The organism is Mesorhizobium sp. M8A.F.Ca.ET.057.01.1.1 (assembly GCF_003952565.1).
In the GTDB taxonomy this organism is placed as follows: domain Bacteria; phylum Pseudomonadota; class Alphaproteobacteria; order Rhizobiales; family Rhizobiaceae; genus Mesorhizobium.
On the sequence record NZ_CP034454.1, the window covers coordinates 131,115 to 147,891 of the forward strand.

15 protein-coding genes are annotated in these 16,777 nt (G+C 65.3%); 12 read left to right on the forward strand and 3 right to left on the reverse strand.

Features of this window, described 5'->3' with window-relative positions; genetic code table 11:
- The first annotated feature begins 23 nt into the window (after positions 1 to 23).
- The 8 genes from EJ077_RS00630 (at position 24) to EJ077_RS00665 (ending at position 8,846) form a co-directional block, all read left to right on the forward strand.
- A complete protein-coding gene (locus EJ077_RS00630) occupies positions 24 to 2,207 on the forward strand; it encodes a primosomal protein N' (RefSeq protein WP_208699210.1) in 2,184 nt (727 codons plus the stop codon).
- A gap of 50 nt (positions 2,208 to 2,257) precedes the next feature.
- The gene (locus tag EJ077_RS00635) at positions 2,258 to 2,953 is read left to right on the forward strand and encodes an aspartate/glutamate racemase family protein (protein WP_208699213.1); all 696 of its coding nucleotides are present in this window, start codon (positions 2,258 to 2,260) and stop codon (positions 2,951 to 2,953) included.
- Positions 2,954 to 3,047: 94 nt separating this feature from the next.
- Positions 3,048 to 3,443 (forward strand): DUF4345 family protein, encoded by a 396-nt coding sequence (locus EJ077_RS00640; protein WP_127275645.1) that lies wholly within the window; start codon positions 3,048 to 3,050, stop codon positions 3,441 to 3,443.
- A 246-nt stretch (positions 3,444 to 3,689) separates the two neighbouring features.
- Positions 3,690 to 4,250 carry a F0F1 ATP synthase subunit delta gene (locus EJ077_RS00645; protein ID WP_208699215.1) on the forward strand — a complete coding sequence of 187 codons (561 nt, stop codon included), beginning with the start codon at positions 3,690 to 3,692 and terminating at the stop codon, positions 4,248 to 4,250.
- Positions 4,250 to 5,779, forward strand: a complete 1,530-nt coding sequence (gene atpA / locus EJ077_RS00650; RefSeq protein WP_208699218.1) for a F0F1 ATP synthase subunit alpha — start codon at positions 4,250 to 4,252, stop codon at positions 5,777 to 5,779. Before EJ077_RS00645 ends, atpA begins: the two co-directional genes overlap by 1 nt.
- A 31-nt stretch (positions 5,780 to 5,810) precedes the next feature.
- Complete coding sequence (locus EJ077_RS00655; protein ID WP_208699220.1) at positions 5,811 to 6,698, forward strand: F0F1 ATP synthase subunit gamma; 888 nt, start codon at positions 5,811 to 5,813, stop codon at positions 6,696 to 6,698.
- Positions 6,699 to 6,768: 70 nt separating this feature from the next.
- Positions 6,769 to 8,328, forward strand: a complete 1,560-nt coding sequence (gene atpD, locus EJ077_RS00660; RefSeq protein WP_208699222.1) for a F0F1 ATP synthase subunit beta — start codon at positions 6,769 to 6,771, stop codon at positions 8,326 to 8,328.
- Between the two features lie 110 nt (positions 8,329 to 8,438).
- Positions 8,439 to 8,846 (forward strand): F0F1 ATP synthase subunit epsilon, encoded by a 408-nt coding sequence (locus tag EJ077_RS00665; protein WP_127873378.1) that lies wholly within the window; start codon positions 8,439 to 8,441, stop codon positions 8,844 to 8,846.
- 50 nt (positions 8,847 to 8,896) lie between these two features.
- Here the strand turns inward: EJ077_RS00665 and EJ077_RS00670 are convergent, their stop codons facing one another.
- Positions 8,897 to 10,390, reverse strand: a complete 1,494-nt coding sequence (locus EJ077_RS00670; protein ID WP_208699225.1) for a mannitol dehydrogenase family protein — start codon at positions 10,388 to 10,390, stop codon at positions 8,897 to 8,899.
- A 196-nt stretch (positions 10,391 to 10,586) separates the two neighbouring features.
- On the opposite strand from EJ077_RS00670, the gene uxaC reads away from it, so the two are divergent.
- The 4 genes from uxaC to EJ077_RS00690 are packed head-to-tail and all read left to right on the forward strand — an operon-like array spanning position 10,587 to position 13,968.
- Positions 10,587 to 11,999: a glucuronate isomerase gene (uxaC, locus tag EJ077_RS00675; protein ID WP_208699227.1), complete on the forward strand. Its 1,413-nt coding sequence runs from the start codon at positions 10,587 to 10,589 to the stop codon at positions 11,997 to 11,999.
- Positions 12,000 to 12,042: 43 nt separating this feature from the next.
- Complete coding sequence (locus EJ077_RS00680) at positions 12,043 to 12,819, forward strand: FadR/GntR family transcriptional regulator (protein WP_208699230.1); 777 nt, start codon at positions 12,043 to 12,045, stop codon at positions 12,817 to 12,819.
- Between the two features lie 35 nt (positions 12,820 to 12,854).
- Positions 12,855 to 13,619 (forward strand): 2-dehydro-3-deoxy-D-gluconate 5-dehydrogenase KduD, encoded by a 765-nt coding sequence (kduD, locus tag EJ077_RS00685; RefSeq protein ID WP_208699232.1) that lies wholly within the window; start codon positions 12,855 to 12,857, stop codon positions 13,617 to 13,619.
- A gap of 10 nt (positions 13,620 to 13,629) precedes the next feature.
- Complete coding sequence (locus tag EJ077_RS00690; RefSeq protein ID WP_208699234.1) at positions 13,630 to 13,968, forward strand: cupin domain-containing protein; 339 nt, start codon at positions 13,630 to 13,632, stop codon at positions 13,966 to 13,968.
- Between the two features lie 143 nt (positions 13,969 to 14,111).
- On the opposite strand, the gene EJ077_RS00695 is transcribed toward EJ077_RS00690, so the two are convergent.
- Positions 14,112 to 15,134 carry a glycosyltransferase family 9 protein gene (locus tag EJ077_RS00695; protein ID WP_208699236.1) on the reverse strand — a complete coding sequence of 341 codons (1,023 nt, stop codon included), beginning with the start codon at positions 15,132 to 15,134 and terminating at the stop codon, positions 14,112 to 14,114.
- 170 nt (positions 15,135 to 15,304) lie between these two features.
- A complete protein-coding gene (locus tag EJ077_RS00700) occupies positions 15,305 to 16,726 on the reverse strand; it encodes a coniferyl aldehyde dehydrogenase (protein WP_208699237.1) in 1,422 nt (473 codons plus the stop codon).
- Positions 16,727 to 16,777 lie beyond the last annotated feature (51 nt).

The following is a 16,777-nucleotide window of genomic DNA, read 5'->3' on the forward strand; positions in this document are numbered from 1 at the left end:
AAGTCAGGGCAAGGTCACGCCTCATGATCGAAGATTCGCCCTTTGTCGCGGCCGCACCGGTGCTGGTGCCGATGCCGGCCGAACGTCCCTACACCTATGCCGTGCCGGCCGGCATGCGGGTGGTGCCGGGTTCGATCGTGCGCGTGCCGCTTGGGCCGCGCCAGGTCGCCGGTATCGTCTGGGACGGCGCGGTCGAGCAGGTCGATGCCAGGAAATTGCGCCCGATCGAGCAGGTTTTCGACTGTCCGCCGATCGACCGCGCCATGCGCCGATTCGTCGACTGGGTGGCGCAATACACGCTGTCGGCGCCGGGCATGGTGGCGCGCATGCTGCTCAGGGCGCCGGAGGCCTTTGATCCCGAACCCTGGATCGAAGGGCTGCAGCGCACCCTGCTTGTGCCCGACCGGATGACGGATGCCAGGGCACGCGTGCTGGAGACGGCCGAGGGTGGGTTGGCCTGGACGCGCTCCGGCCTCGCGCACGCCGCCGGCGTGTCGTCGACGGTGATCGAGGGGCTCAAGGCGCAAGGCGTGTTCGAGACGGTGATGATCCCGCCGCGCCCGGTGGTGGCCGCGCCTGACCCAAGCTATGCCGTTCCCGAACTGATGCCGGACCAGAACGAGGCCGCGTCATTGCTGCGCGCCAATGTCGCGGCCGGCGAGTTCAATGTCGCGTTGCTCGACGGCGTAACCGGTTCGGGCAAGACGGAGGTCTATTTCGAGGCGGTGGCGGCCGCGCTAGAGCAGGGCGGCCAAGTGCTCATCCTGCTGCCGGAAATCGCGCTGACGCATGCCTTCCTCGAACGCTTCCAGCAGCGTTTTGGCGCCAAGCCGGCCGAGTGGCATTCCGACCTGCCGCCGCGCATGCGCGAAAAAGTCTGGCGGCAAGTGGCGGAAGGCGGCGTGCGCGTCGTCGCCGGCGCGCGCTCGGCGCTGTTCCTCCCATTCAAGCAGCTTGGCCTGATCGTCGTCGACGAGGAGCACGACCCCGCCTACAAGCAGGAAGACCGCGTCATCTACAATGCGCGCGACATGGCCGTCGTGCGCGGCCATATAGGCGGCTTCCCCGTGGTCCTGGCGTCGGCGACGCCATCGGTCGAGAGCCGGGTCAATGCCAGCCAGGGCAAATACAACAGGGCCGTTCTGTCCGCTCGCTTCGCCGAGGCGGCACTTCCCGACCTCAAGTCGATCGACATGCGGCGCGCGCCGCCGGCGCGTGGCGGCTTCCTGTCGCCGGTGCTGATCGACCATATGCGCCGGACGCTTGAGAAGAAGGAGCAGTCGCTGCTGTTCCTCAACCGGCGCGGCTACGCGCCGCTGACGCTGTGCCGGGTCTGCGGCCATCGCTTCGGCTGCCCGGTGTGCTCGGCCTGGCTGGTCGAACACCGCTTTCGCGGGCAGTTGGTCTGCCACCATTGCGGTCACAATGAGCGCCGTCCCGAAGCCTGTCCGGAATGCGGCACGCTCGACCACCTGGTTGCTTGCGGGCCGGGGGTCGAGCGCATCGCCGAGGAGGTCGTCACGCATTTCCCGGACGCGCGCACCATCGTGCTGTCGTCGGATATCATGGGGGGTGTACGACGGCTGCGGCTGGAGCTGGAGGCAATCGCCAATGGCGAGGCCGATATCGTCATTGGCACGCAACTGGTCGCCAAGGGCCATAATTTCCCTGATATGACGCTGGTCGGCGTCGTCGATGCCGATCTCGGCCTTGCCAATGGCGATCCGCGCGCCGCCGAGCGCACCTTCCAGCTGCTCAGCCAGGTCACCGGCCGCGCCGGCCGCACCGGCAAGAAGAGCCTGGGCCTGCTGCAGACGTTTCAGCCCGACCATCCGGTGATGCGGGCGATCGTCTCCGGCGACGACGAATCTTTCTACCAGCGTGAGATTTCTGAACGCGAACGCGCTGCCTTGCCGCCCTTCGGCCGGCTGGCCGGCGTCATCGTCAGCGCGGTGACGCGGGCGGAGGCGGAAGGCCATGCCCGCGGCCTGCGCCGCGCAGCGCCCGAGGCGTCGGACCTGTTCGTGCTCGGGCCGGCGGAGGCGCCACTGTCCCTGCTCGGCGGCCGCCACCGCTTCCGCCTGCTGATCCAGGGCGAACGGCGCGCCGACATGCAAGGGTTTATCCGGGCCATGCTGGCCAACGGACCGAAGCAGCGCGGCTCGGTCCGGGTGCAGGTCGACATCGATCCGCAGAGCTTTTTGTAGGGACGCAATTTCAGCTACAGCTGTCTCGGCGGGAGAAACGGAAAGATCAGATGAAAACCCTTGGCCTGCTCGGCGGCATGAGCTGGGAATCGACCGCCATCTATTATCGCCTGCTCAACGAGACCGTGCGCGGGCGGCTTGGCGGGTTGCACTCGGCCAAGCTTCTCATGTGGTCGTTCGACTTCGCCGAGATCGCCGAGCGCCAGCATCATGGCGATTGGGATGGTGCCGGCATGCTGCTGGTCGATGCCGCGCGCAAGCTCGAGGCCGGCGGCGCGCAAGGCCTGCTTTTTTGCACCAACACCATGCACAAGCTGGCCGACCAGGTGCAGGCGTCGGTCTCGATCCCGCTGATCCACATTGCGGACGCCACCGCAGTTGCGATCAAGCGCGCCGGCATGCGGCGCCCGGCCCTGCTGGCAACGCGGTTCACCATGGAGCAGGACTTCTACAAGGGCCGGCTTGCCGACAAGTATGGCCTGTCGCCAGTCGTACCCGATGCGGCCGGCCGCGACATGGTGCATGGCGTCATCTATGACGAGCTTTGCCAGGGCATTGTCTCCGAAGCCTCAAAGGCCGCCTATGTCGCCGAGGCCAACCGCTTGCGCCGCGAAGAGGCCGCCGACAGCCTGATCATGGGCTGCACGGAGATCACCATGCTCATCGGCCAGGGCGATTTCGACATTCCGGTTTTCGACACGACCCGCATCCATGCCGAGGCGGCGGTGGAATTCGCGCTCGGTTGATGCGGGTCACCTAAAGTGCCTTGAGCCATCTGGCGCGGCATTTTTCCTCCGCTAGAATGCCCGGAATTTCAAAACAGGCATTTCGAGGGACACGATGGATTTTGCGCTTCCATGGCCGACGAGCCAGGGCGAATGGCTGGCCTGGTCGAGCGCGGTCTTCACCGTGTTGCTCGGCCTTCTGTTTTTCCTGGCGCCGGGGCTGGCCTTCCGCATCCTGCGCCTGCAGGCGAAACCCGAGAAGGCGGCGGCGATCGCCGAGGGACGGGGCCGCATGTCGGGCTTCTATCTCGGGGTCGGCCTGTGCTGCATCCTGCTCGCGCAGCCGCTGGTCTACATGGCGCTCGGCTTCTCCTGGCTGTTCACTGCCTTCGGCCGGCTGCTGTCGATGATGTCGGATGGCGCCAATACGCCTTTCAATTGGGTTTCCATTGTGGTGGAATTGGCGCTCGCGGCCTTGCCGCTCGCCTTTGCCTTCGGCTTTGTGCCCTGAATCCAAGGGTATTCCGGCGCGCAGGACCCTGATCTTTCGCCGGATGCGACAATAGTGCCTGAAAACCATGCGGAACGACGCATTGCGGTCTTAAAATGCCTGTGCTAGACGGCAATCGACTTTCGGCCGGGGATAGCGGAAGCCGCGCCTCCGTGCTTGAAAAAATGCAGTAAGGTCAAAGATTTAGCCAGAGTTTTTGCTCGCGCCAACAATCTGCGGCCTGTCAGACAAGAGAAAAGACGGTCCGTGGCCCAATCGTCATCGCCAATCTCAGGTGTCGCAGAACGCTATGCCGGTTCGCTGTTCGAACTGGCATCGCAGGCAAATTCCGTGGCCAAGGTCGAGGCCGACCTCAACGGTTTCGAGGCACTGCTCGCGGGCAGCGCGGATCTCGCCCGGCTGATCAACAGCCCGGTGTTTTCCAGCGAGGACCAGGCCAAGGCCATCGCGGCGATCGCCGACAAGGCAGGCATCACCGGCCTGACCGGCAATTTCCTGCGCGTCGTCGCCAAGAATCGCCGCCTGTTCGCGGTGCCCGGCATGATCAAGGCGTTCCGCCAGATCGCGGCGGAAGCCCGTGGCGAGGCCGCCGCCGAAGTCACGTCGGCTCATGAGCTGACCGCGGCCCAGCAGACCGAACTCAAGGCGGCGCTGAAGAGCGTTGCCGGCAAAGACGTGGCCATTTCCGTCACCGTCGACCCGTCGCTGCTCGGCGGGCTGGTGGTCAAGATGGGCTCGCGCCAGATCGATACGTCGCTCAAAACCAAACTCAATTCGCTCAAGCTTGCACTGAAAGAGGTCGGCTGATGGACATCCGCGCCGCGGAAATTTCCGCAATTCTGAAAGACCAGATCAAGAATTTCGGCAAGGAGGCCGAGGTCTCCGAAGTCGGACAGGTGCTGTCCGTCGGTGACGGTATCGCCCGCGTCTACGGCCTCGACAATGTCCAGGCCGGCGAAATGGTCGAATTCCCCGGCGGCATCCGCGGCATGGCGCTCAACCTCGAAGCCGACAATGTCGGCGTCGTCATCTTCGGCGCCGACCGCGACATCAAGGAAGGCGACACCGTCAAGCGCACCGGCGCCATCGTCGACGCGCCTGTCGGCCCCGGCCTGCTCGGCCGCGTCGTCGACGCGCTCGGCAATCCGATCGACGGCAAAGGCCCGATCAAGGCGGTCGAGCGCAAGCGCGTCGACGTCAAGGCGCCCGGCATCATCCCGCGCAAGTCGGTGAACGAGCCGATGTCGACCGGCCTCAAGGCCATCGATGCGCTGATCCCGGTCGGCCGCGGCCAGCGCGAGCTGGTCATCGGCGATCGCCAGACCGGCAAGACCGCCATCATCCTCGACACGATGCTCAACCAGAAGTCGGTGCACGACAACGGCCCCGAGAAGGAAAAGCTCTACTGCGTCTACGTCGCCGTCGGCCAGAAGCGCTCGACCGTCGCGCAGTTCGTCAAGGTGCTGGAAGAGCGCGGCGCGCTCGAATATTCGGTCATCGTCGCCGCCACCGCTTCCGATCCGGCGCCGATGCAGTTCCTGGCGCCGTTCACGGCCTGCACCATGGGCGAATATTTCCGCGACAACGGCATGCATGCGCTGATCAGCTATGACGATCTGTCGAAGCAGGCCGTCGCCTATCGCCAGATGTCGCTGTTGCTGCGCCGCCCGCCGGGCCGCGAAGCCTATCCTGGCGACGTCTTCTACCTGCATTCGCGCCTGCTCGAGCGCGCCGCCAAGCTCAACGACGATCTGGGTGGCGGTTCGCTGACCGCGCTGCCGGTCATCGAGACGCAGGCCAACGACGTGTCGGCCTACATCCCGACCAACGTGATCTCGATCACCGACGGCCAGATCTTCCTCGAAACCAACCTGTTCTTCCAGGGCATCCGTCCGGCCGTCAACGTCGGCCTGTCGGTGTCGCGCGTCGGTTCGTCGGCGCAGATCAAGGCGATGAAGCAGGTTGCCGGCTCGATCAAGGGCGAGCTCGCGCAGTACCGCGAAATGGCCGCTTTCGCGCAGTTCGGCTCGGACCTCGACGCCGCCACGCAGCGCCTGCTCAACCGCGGCTCGCGCCTGACCGAACTCCTGAAGCAGCCGCAGTTCTCGCCGCTGAAGACGGAAGAGCAGGTCGCGGTGATCTTCGCCGGCGTCAACGGCTATCTCGACAAGCTGCCGGTCAACCAGGTCGGCAAATTCGAGCACGGCCTGCTCAGCCACATGCGTTCGGCCGGCAAGGACGTCCTCGACGCCATCCGCAAGGAAAAGGCGCTGTCGGACGATCTGCGCGCCAAGCTGAAGGCCGAGATCGACGCCTTCGCCAAGACCTTCGCCTGAGCGAAGTGCAAGACGGGATCAGGTTTGAAGCATGCCTTCATTAAAAGACCTTCGTAACCGTATCGCCTCGGTCAAGGCGACGCAGAAGATCACCAAGGCGATGCAGATGGTCGCCGCGGCGAAGCTGCGCCGTGCGCAAGAGGCGGCGGAAGCGGCGCGTCCCTATTCGGAGCGCATGGGTTCCGTCCTGGCCAACATCACCCAGGCGGTCGGTGGCGGGGGCGATGCCCCGGCGCTGATGACCGGAACCGGCAAGGATGACGTGCATCTGCTCGTCGTCTGCACCGCCGAGCGTGGCCTGTGCGGCGGCTTCAATTCGCAGATCGCCCGTCATGCCCGCGACCATATCCGCCGGCTTCTGGCCGACGGCAAGCAGGTCAAGATCATCTGCGTCGGCAAGAAGGGTTTCGACATCCTGCGCCGCGACTATGCCGCGATGATCATCGAACGCGTCGATCTGCGCGAGGTCAAGACGCTCGGCTTCGTCAATGCCGATGCGATCGCCCGCAAGGTCATCTATCTGTTCAACGAGGGCGCCTTCGACGTCTGCACGCTGTTCTACTCGCAGTTCAAGTCGGTGATCAGCCAGGTTCCGACCGCGCAGCAGATCATTCCGGCAGCGTCCGCCTCTTCGGCTCAGCCCGAAACGGCGGATGGCGCCAGCGCCGTCTACGAGTATGAGCCGGAGCCGGGGGAAATCCTGTCCGACCTCATCCCGCGCAACATCGCTGTGCAGATATTCCGTGCGCTGCTCGAAAACGCAGCGGGCGAAATGGGCGCCAAGATGAGCGCCATGGACAATGCGACGCGCAACGCCGGCGAGATGATCAACAAGCTGTCGATCACCTACAACCGCCAGCGGCAGGCGCAGATCACCAAGGAACTGATCGAAATCATTTCGGGCGCCGAGGCGCTCTAGGCGCGGTCAGCGGGTCATTGGCCCGCGAACAGGACCGCGTGAGAAACAAAGGACGAAAAGGGTAAAGACGATGGCGAAAGCAGCGACCCCGAAGACAGCAGCCCCCGCGAAGGCGGCCAAGGCAGCGGCAGCAAAGGCGGCTCCGGCCAAGGCAGCAGCAGCGCCGGCCAAGGCCGCCGCTGCCAAGACGCAGGCCGTGGCCACCAAGGCCACCGGCGTTGTCGGCAAGGTCCGCCAGGTCATCGGCGCCGTCGTCGACGTGCAGTTCGGCGAGCATCTGCCGCCGATCCTGAACGCGCTCGAGACCAACAATGTCGGCAACCGACTGGTGCTCGAAGTTGCCCAGCATCTGGGTGAAAACACGGTGCGCTGCATCGCCATGGACTCCACCGAAGGTCTGGTGCGTGGCCAGGAAGTGCGCGACACAGGCGGCCCGATCGCCGTGCCGGTCGGCCCGGGCATGCTCGGCCGCATCATCAACGTCATCGGCGAGCCGGTCGACGAAGCAGGCCCGGTCGACGCGGTCGAATTGCGCTCGATCCATCAGCCGGCTCCGGCCTATATCGAACAGTCGACGGAAGCACAGATCCTGATCACCGGCATCAAGGTGCTCGACCTGCTCGCGCCCTACGCCAAGGGCGGCAAGATCGGCCTGTTCGGCGGCGCCGGCGTCGGCAAGACCGTGCTGATCCAGGAACTGATCAACAACATCGCCAAGGCGCATGGTGGTTACTCGGTGTTCGCCGGCGTCGGCGAGCGCACCCGCGAAGGCAACGACCTTTACCACGAGTTCATCGAATCCGGCGTCAACAAGAAGGGCGGCGGCGAAGGCTCGAAGGCGGCGCTGGTGTACGGCCAGATGAACGAGCCGCCGGGCGCGCGCGCCCGCGTCGGCCTGACCGGCCTGACGGTTGCCGAATATTTCCGCGACCAGGGCCAGGACGTGCTGTTCTTCGTCGACAACATCTTCCGCTTCACGCAGGCGGGTTCGGAAGTGTCGGCTCTGCTCGGCCGTATCCCGTCGGCCGTGGGCTATCAGCCGACGCTCGCCACCGATATGGGCGCGCTGCAGGAACGCATCACCACCACCACCAAGGGCTCGATCACCTCGGTGCAGGCGATCTACGTGCCGGCCGACGACTTGACCGACCCGGCGCCGGCGACCTCGTTCGCCCACCTTGACGCGACGACGACGCTGAACCGTTCGATCGCCGAAAAGGGTATCTATCCGGCCGTCGATCCGCTGGACTCGACCTCGCGCATGCTCGACCCGCTGGTCGTCGGCGACGAGCATTATGCCGTTGCCCGCCAAGTGCAGTCGATCCTCCAGCGCTACAAGTCGCTGCAGGATATCATCGCCATCCTGGGCATGGACGAACTCTCGGAAGAGGACAAGCAGACCGTGGCCCGCGCCCGCAAGATCGAGCGCTTCCTGTCGCAACCGTTCTTCGTCGCCGAAGTGTTCACCGGCGCGCCGGGCAAGCTGGTCGACCTCGCAGACACCATCAAGGGCTTCAAGGGCCTCTGCAACGGCGACTATGACCACCTGCCGGAAGCCGCCTTCTACATGGTCGGCGGCATCGACGAAGCGGTCGAGAAGGCACAGCGCCTCGCGGCTGAAGCGGCTTAATCAAGGGAATAGGGAGTAGTCAGTAGTCAGTAGTGAATAGCAGCTGGGTGATCGGACGGTTGTCCTCTCTCCCTACTTCCTACTCACTATTCCCTACTCACTAAATTGACATGGCTGAAGCTTTCAAGTTCGAACTGGTCTCGCCGGAGCGCCTGCTGGTTTCCGCCGAGGTCGAATCCGTCGTCATCCCGGGCGCCGAGGGCGAGATGACCGTCATGGCCCATCACGCGCCGGTCATGACCACGATCAAGCCGGGCGTCGTCACGGTGAAGAATGCCTCGGGCAGCGAAGAACGCTATGTCGTGTTCGGCGGCTTCGCCGACATCGTCCCGGCTGGCTGCACGCTGCTGGCGGAATCGGCTGTGGCGGTGAAGGATGTCGACCGCGCCGACCTCGCCCGCCGCATCCAGGAAGCCAGGGAAGACGCGGCCGACGCCAAGGACGACCAGTCGCGCAGCAAGGCGGAACAGTTCCTTAGCCAGCTCACCACGCTGGAAGGCGCAATTCTGCCGGCCTGAAATCCACACCAATGACTTGATGAAAAGCGGGGCCTTGCCCCTCTTTTTGTTTATATGCCCAAGGCGGCGAAGGCCAGAGTCGGACCATCGCGCCGCAAGTGGACGAGATGCACCGCCGTGAGTTCGATCAGCGTCTGGCGTTCGGCGTGATCCCCGGCGAAGCCGGCCAGATCGAACACCGCCGTCACGGTTTCGTTCGCCGGCAGCTGCTGGTTCAAAAGCGCGGTCAGCGCCGCATCGAGCGGATCGGTGAAGTGGCCCTCCGGCAAGGTCTTGCCGCGCGCCGCGCAGGCGGCGATCCAGGCTGCGACCACCAGCGTGAGATGGACGAACTCGGTGCCGGCTTCGAGGCACTCGATGGCCGAGGCGATGATGCGCTGCGGCAGTTTCTGGCTGCCGTCATTGGCGATCTGCGCCGTGCGGTGGGCAAGTGCCGTGTTCGAAAAACGCTCGGCAAGCTCGGCCGTATAGGCCGATGTGTCGAGGCCGGCATCACCAGGCAATGTCGATTTGGCCTCCTCCCACAGCGCATCGACGAACCGCCGGATCGCCGGATCGGCGAAGGCGCGATCGACCGTGGCGTGGCCGCTGAGCAGGCCAAGATAGGCGATGCCCGAATGCGCACCGTTGAGCAGCCTCAGCTTCATGTCCTCGAAGGGGGCGACATCGCCGACCATGGTGACGCCGAATTTTTCCCAGGCCGGGCGCCCGGCCGGGAAATCGTCCTCGATCACCCATTGGCGGAAAGGTTCGGTCATCACTGGCCAGGCGTCCTCGATGCCAAGTTCGCCTGATATCCGCGCCCGGTCGGCATCGGTCGTGGCCGGCACGATGCGGTCGACCATGCTCGAGGGAAATGCGACCTGACCGGCGATGTGGCCGGCAATTCCAGCACCGCCCGCCGAACCAGGAGTGGCATCGCGCAGTGTGGCGAATTCGATCAGCAGCCTGTGCAAGGTGGCGCCGTTGGCCGGCAGGTTGTCGCAACAAAGCACGGTAAAAGGCGGGGTGCCTGCGGCCAGCCTCCGGGCGAGCGCTTCGGTCAGAAAACCATGCGCCGTCTTCGGCTTTTGCGGATTCGCCAGGTCGTGGACGATGTCGGGATGCGCCGTGTCCAGCCCGCCACCGGCCGCTCGCAAATAGGCTTTCTCGGTGATGGTTAGCGTCACGATGCGGGTGCGCGGATCGGCAAGCACCGCCAGAACCGCGGCCGGGTCCTCCGGCGCCACCAGCAGCGAGCCGATCGAGCCGATGACATGCAGCTTCTCGCCGCCGCTGCCGCGAACCGCCAGTGTGTACAGCCCATCCTGCGGCGCCAGCGCGTCGCGGGTGTCGGCGCTGCGCAGCGACACGCCTGTTATGCCCCAGCCCGTCTCGCCGGCGGCCAGGCATTCATCGATGTAAGCAGCCTGGTGGGCGCGGTGAAAGGCGCCGACGCCGAGATGCACAATGCCCGGCGTAATCGCGCTACGATCGTATCGAGATGCGGCGACCTTGGCCGGCAATGCCTGCGCCGTACGGTTGGAAAGGCGACGATCTGTCATAGGTTTTGCGGCACTCATCTCGGGGAATGGCTGGGTCATGGAACGGCTGGTGACCCACGGGCGGATCGCAAGCGGCGTAACATCGGCGGCGCCTGCCGACAATGCTCAGCATTGCTCAAAAGTCATCATACAACAATCCAATTTTTGTATGTTGACATTATTTCCAGCCAACCCTACCGATAGCGACCCTGGGAGGATGCCCGTGGCACTGACGAATGCGGATTTGCTGTTTCCAGCCGAGGCGCGTCCGCTCTCGATCGCCCGCGATCTCTATGCCGGCATCAAGGACCTGCCCATCATCAGCCCGCACGGCCACACCGACCCGCGCTGGTATGCGCTGAACGAGCCGTTCCCCGATCCCGCGCAACTGCTCATCGTGCCGGACCACTATATTTTTCGCATGCTGTTCAGCCAGGGCGTGCGGCTGGAGGCTCTCGGCGTGCCGACGCTCGATGGCGCGCCCGTCGAGACCGACGGCAGGGCGATCTGGCGGCTGTTCGCCGAGCACTATCATCTCTTCCGTGGCACACCGACCCGGCTGTGGTTCGACCATGTGCTTGCGCATCTGTTCAGCATCGAAGAACCGTTGAGCGCCGAAACCGCGGATCGCCATTACGACACGATCGCGACGGTGCTGCAGTGGGAGAACTACCGCCCTCGCGCCCTGTTCGAGCGCTTCAACATCGAGGTCATCGCAACGACCGAAGGCGCGCTCGACGACCTCAAATGGCACCAGATGATCCGCGACAGCGGCTGGGAGGGCCGCGTCGTCACCGCCTATCGGCCGGACGCCGTCGTCGATCCCGATTTCGAAGGGTTTTCGGTCAACCTCGACCGGCTCGGCGAGATCACCGGCTGCGACACCGGGACCTGGGCCGGCTATCTCGATGCGCACCGCCAGCGCCGCGCCTTCTTCAAGAGCTTCGGCGCGACCTCGTCGGATCATGGCCATCCCACGGCCGAGACCGCCAACCTTTCCGACGCTGCGGCGCAGGAGCTGTTCAACCGGATTCGCTCCGGCTCGCAGGACGAGCGTGAACGAAAGCTGTTTCGCGCCCAGATGCTGACCGAAATGGCCAAGATGAGCCGGGACGACGGGCTGGTGATGCAGATTCATCCCGGCTCCTGGCGCAATCATTCGGCGGGTGTTTTCCAGAAATTCGGCAGGGACAAGGGCTTCGACATCCCGACCCGCACCGATTATGTGACGGCGCTGAAGCCGCTGCTCGACTGCGTCGGGCTCGAGCGCGACCTGACCGTCATTCTGTTCACGCTGGATGAGAGCAGTTACGCGCGCGAGCTGGCGCCGCTGGCCGGCGTCTACCCGGCGCTGAAACTCGGACCGGCCTGGTGGTTCCACGACAGCCCGGAAGGCATGCGCCGTTTCCGCGAGATGACCACCGAGACCGCCGGCTTCTACAACACGGTCGGCTTCAACGACGACACGCGCGCCTTTCCGTCGATCCCCGCCCGTCACGACGTGGCGCGCAGGGTCGACTGCGCGTTCCTGGCGCGCCTCGTCGCCGAGCACAGGCTGCGCGAGGACGAGGCGCATGAACTCGCGAAGGAGCTTGCCTACACGCTTGCCAAGACGGCGTATCGGCTTTGAGCCGGATGCCTTGGTTGACGAGCGTGTTCAAATGGGGGGCGACATGGCATCGGATACCGCAACCGACCTCAGGGTCGGACGAAAACCCAAACTGTCGGAGACCGTGGTCGGGGCGATCCGCAAGCAGTTGCAGGCGGGCGAGATCCTGCCAGGGCAGAAGCTGCCGACCGAAGGCCAGTTGACCGAAACGTTCGGCGTCAGCCGCACCGTGATCCGCGAGGCGCTGGCCAAGCTTGCAGCCGATGGTCTCGTCGAGCCGCGCCAGGGTGCCGGTGTCTTCGTCATCGAGCGTGTCTCGACGATGTTCGGCGCGCTCGCCGCCGATATGGGGACGAAGGATTCGATCGCGCTCAACGTGCTCGAGGTACGCCTGGCGATCGAGATCGAATCGGCCGGGCTCGCCGCCATCCGCCGCATCGCCGCGCAGGAGGCGGCGATCCAGGAAGCCTTTTTTGAGTTCGAGCGGCTGCTGCTGGACAGCGAGCCGACCGAGGCCGCCGACCTCGCCTTCCACCGGGCGATTGCCAGCGCCACCAGCAATCCGTTCTATGTCGAGATGCTCGACGTGCTCGGCCGGCGCGCCGTTCCGTCTGAACGGACCACGCCCTGGTCGATCGAACTCGTCCAGTCGCAAGACTATCAGCGAGGGCTGCAGCGCGAGCATCTGGTGATCCTGAACGCCATCATTTCAGGCGATGCCGAGGCCGCGCGCGAAGCGATGCGCACGCACCTCACCGCCAGCCAGCAGCGCTATCGCGAGCGCCTGCATGCCAGGCAGGCCTTCCATGTCAGTTCGGTCAAGGCCGCGGCCGGCGAATGATAGAATGAGACGACCGATAGAATGAGACGAACGGCATGAGCGACTTCTCCGCTTTCAGCCTGGCCGGCAAGCGCATCCTGGTCACCGGCGCCAACACCGGTATCGGACAGGGCATCGCGCTCTCGATCGCGCGCGCCGGCGGCGCGGTGATCGGGGTCGGCCGCTCGTCGATGGCCGATACCGCCACCAAGGTCGCGGCTCTGGGCGGCGAATTCAAGGCGGTTGCCGCCGACCTTGCCGACACCGGAGCGGCCGGACCGATGCTCGATCGTGTCTGGGGCGAAAGCGGGCCTCTCGACGGGCTGGTCAACAATGCCGGCATAATCCGGCGCGCCGATGCCGTCGACCTGACGGAGGCCGACTGGGACGATGTCATCGACGTCAATTTGAAGACGGTCTTCCTGCTCAGCCAGTCCTTTGCCCGACGCGTCCTTGCCGACGGGCGCCAGGGCAAGATCGTCAACATCGCCTCGGTGCTGAGTTTCCAGGGCGGCATCCGCGTCGCGTCTTATACTGCCTCAAAGCATGGCGTGCTCGGCATCACCCGTCTGCTCGCCTGCGAGTGGGCGGCGAAAGGCATCAACGTCAACGGCATAGCGCCGGGTTATATCGAGACCAACAACACGCAGGCGCTGCGCGCCGATCCCGACCGCAGTGCCGCCATCCTCGGGCGCATTCCCGCCGGGCGCTGGGGCGAGCCGGGAGACATTGGCGATGCCGCCGTCTTCCTGCTGGCGCCGGCCTCGAACTACATGCATGGCACGGTGGTGCCAGTGGACGGCGGCTGGCTGGCGCGGTGAGGAGATGGCGATGACCGAGCCTAAGATTTTCGCGCAAGCCGGTGAGGGTGCCTGGACGCCGACCCCGGACGGCAATCGCCGGCGCGTGCTGCTCTCCACCGACGAGCTGATGATGGTCGAATTCGGCTTCGACAAGGGTGGCGTCGGCGCGCTGCATTCGCACCCGCACGTCCAGGCAAGCTATGTCGCCGAAGGCCGTTTCGAAGTGACCATCGACGGACGCACCGCAATCCTGGAGACCGGCGGCAGCTTCATCGTGCCGTCCGGCCTGGTGCACGGCGTCAGGGCGCTGGAGGCGGGACGGCTGGTCGACAGTTTCACGCCACACCGCGCCGATTTTCTCGCCTGACCCGGCCGCCGGCGATTTCCCGGCCAATGAAAAACCCGCACTTCCAAGGAAGCGCGGGTTTGTTGCCTGGGCGCCAATGGCGCCGCGGTACTCAAAACATCACCGCAGGACCGGAAACCTGCCGGATCATGGTGAATATAGACTTAATGCGCCGCGGGCCGCGGGTGGTCGCGGCGGCTGGTGGCCAGCAAGCGGTGCGTCGCCTCGAGGATCGCCTCGACCGGCGTGTCGGAGATATTGGCGGACCGCCCGCGCCTTGGAGCGGTCACCACCTCGACCCTGTTTGACAGCGGCCGCCACCGTTCGATGTTGGCCCCGTGGTTGATAATGACCGTCGGCGTCATGACGGTGGCGAAGAGGTGGCCCAGGCCGCCTTCCATGCCGACATAGGCTGCAGCCATTTCGCCGAGCGCCAGCAAGAGGTCGCCGAATGCCTCGACATCGAGCCCAAGGGCCGGCCCGATGGTCGCCAGCCGGCTTTCCCTGGCGGCCAGGCTTTGCGGGGTCGGTCCGCCGCCTGGGGTGACCAGGTACAGCACCTGGTAGCCGGCCTCGATGAAGTTGGCGGCGATGGCGGCGACCTGGCCGTCGCTCATGATCTTGTTGCTGCCCCTGGAATTGCCGCCGAGCAGGACGAGCGGGCGCTGGTCCGCGCCGCGAATCTTGCCTGCCAGAGTGCGGGCAGCCTGCGAAACCTCGAGCCTGTGGTCGAATGGCAGGTGTCGGCCGGCCAGGCGTTCGACGAGCCTGTGGTAGCGCCAGGCATTGTGCTCGGGCCGCAATGTCCATCTGGCGCCCCAATGCGAGGACAGAAGGTGGCCGGCGAAGTTGGGTTCGTATGAAACGCCACGCGCGGCGAGCCGCAGTTTGGTCACGATGTGACCGGGCACGCCGGTGCGGAAATCGACGACCGTCATTGGCCTGCCCGGCCGCGCAAATTCAGCGAGGATGGTCGAAAGCGGCACAATCGTCCTGAAATCATCGACCAGGGGCGCGGCATGTCTGCGCAGCACGCCCGTGAGCGATGATTTGCGCATGCTGCCATAGACGATCTGGCTTTGCGGAAAAGCCGTTCTTGCCGCCCGCAGCGCCGGTATCCTCAGCAGCCCGTCGCCAAGGGCGTCGTTGCGGACGTAGAAAATCAGCAGCGGCGCCGGCAATTCCATGACCAGGCGGATCCGTCAGGGTCGAGTTGGAGAGGGCAACAAGCTTCGAAAGGTCGTGCAAGAAGACAGCAAATCCCGGCCGAATCCAGAGCCAATATGCCGCCAGACCTCATAAAAGGGGCGGCGCCAACAGATATCGTGGTCGCCCGCCTCGCCGTCCCCGACAATGGTCAGGTGATGCGCCTCAGCAGGCCGAAAAGCCGTTCGAACGTCTTGCCATAGGGCGGGCGCAGAAGGGCTCCCGCGCTCAGGCGCGACTGCATGAAGACCGGCTTCTCCTTGCTGAAGCTGCGGAAGCCCCATTCGCCGTGATAGGCACCCATGCCGCTGGCGCCGACACCGCCGAAGGGCTGGTTCTCCTGCACCAGATGCAGCATGCAGTCGTTGATGGTGACGCCGCCGGCGACGGTCTCGCGCAGGATGCGCCGGCGGTTGCCGCTGTCGTTGCCGAACCAGTAGAGCGCCAGCGGCCGGTCGGCCCGGTTCACATAGTCGATGGCGTCGTCGACAGTGGCGTATTCGACGATCGGCAGCACCGGGCCAAAAATCTCCTCGCGCATCAGCCGCAGGTCCGGCCCGGCGTTGCTGACCAGGGTCGGCAAAAGCTTCCGGCCCGTGGTGCCGAGGTCTTCGCCGGCCGGGTTGATCTCGGTGACGTCGGCGCCGGCCTCGCGGGCTTCCGCGATCATGGCGAGCAGGCGCTGGTAATGCCGGTCGCTGATGATGGCGGTATAGTCGGGGTTGTCGCGCAGCGAGGGGTAGAGCCGCGCCACCGCGATTGCGAGCTTGGCCGCGACCGTGGCTGCCTGGCCCTTGGGCACCAGCAGATAATCCGGCGCGATGCAGGTCTGCCCGGCATTCAGCAGCTTGCCATAGGCGACGCTGGCTGTTGCCGCCTCGAGATCGCAGGAAGGGTCGAGGATAGCCGGCGATTTGCCGCCGAGTTCGAGCGTGACCGGGGTCAGGTTGGCGGCGGCGGCGATGGCGACCTGCCGTCCGACCGGGGTCGAACCGGTGAATAGCAGGTGGTCGAACGGCAGCGACACGAAGGCCTTGCCCATCTCGGCATCGCCGGTGATAACGCTGAGCTCATCCTGGGCGAAATGCTCGCCGGCCAGTCTGACCAGCAGTTCGGAGAAAGCAGGCGTCAATTCGGAAGGCTTGACCAGGACGCGGTTGCCGGCGGCGAGCGCTGCCGTGACCGGCGCGACGGCGAGTTGGAAGGGGTAGTTCCAGGGCGATACGATGCCGACCACCCCAAGCGGCTGCGGCAGAAGGCGGTTTTTGCCCGGCAGGAAGGGTAAGGTGGTGGCGACACGACGCTCCCGCATCCAGCCGCCGACATGCGCAAGCGCATGGCGAATGCCGGCGCGCACGACAAACAGTTCCGCAAGCCGCGTCTCGTGCGACGAGCGGCCGCCGAAGTCGGCGTCGATCGTGGCGCAGATTTCGGTCTCATGCCGCTCGGTCAGTGCCAGCAGGCGCCTGAGGCGGTCCTTTCTCAGGCCGAGGTCCGCAAAGGGCTGTTTCTCGATGGCGGCGCGCTGCATCCGGAACCGCTCGCCGAGGACATCCTGTCTTGCCTGCAGCATCGCGCCCTCCCTTGCTCCTGCCCAGCTTACATCAGGGCCAGCCTGAATCCA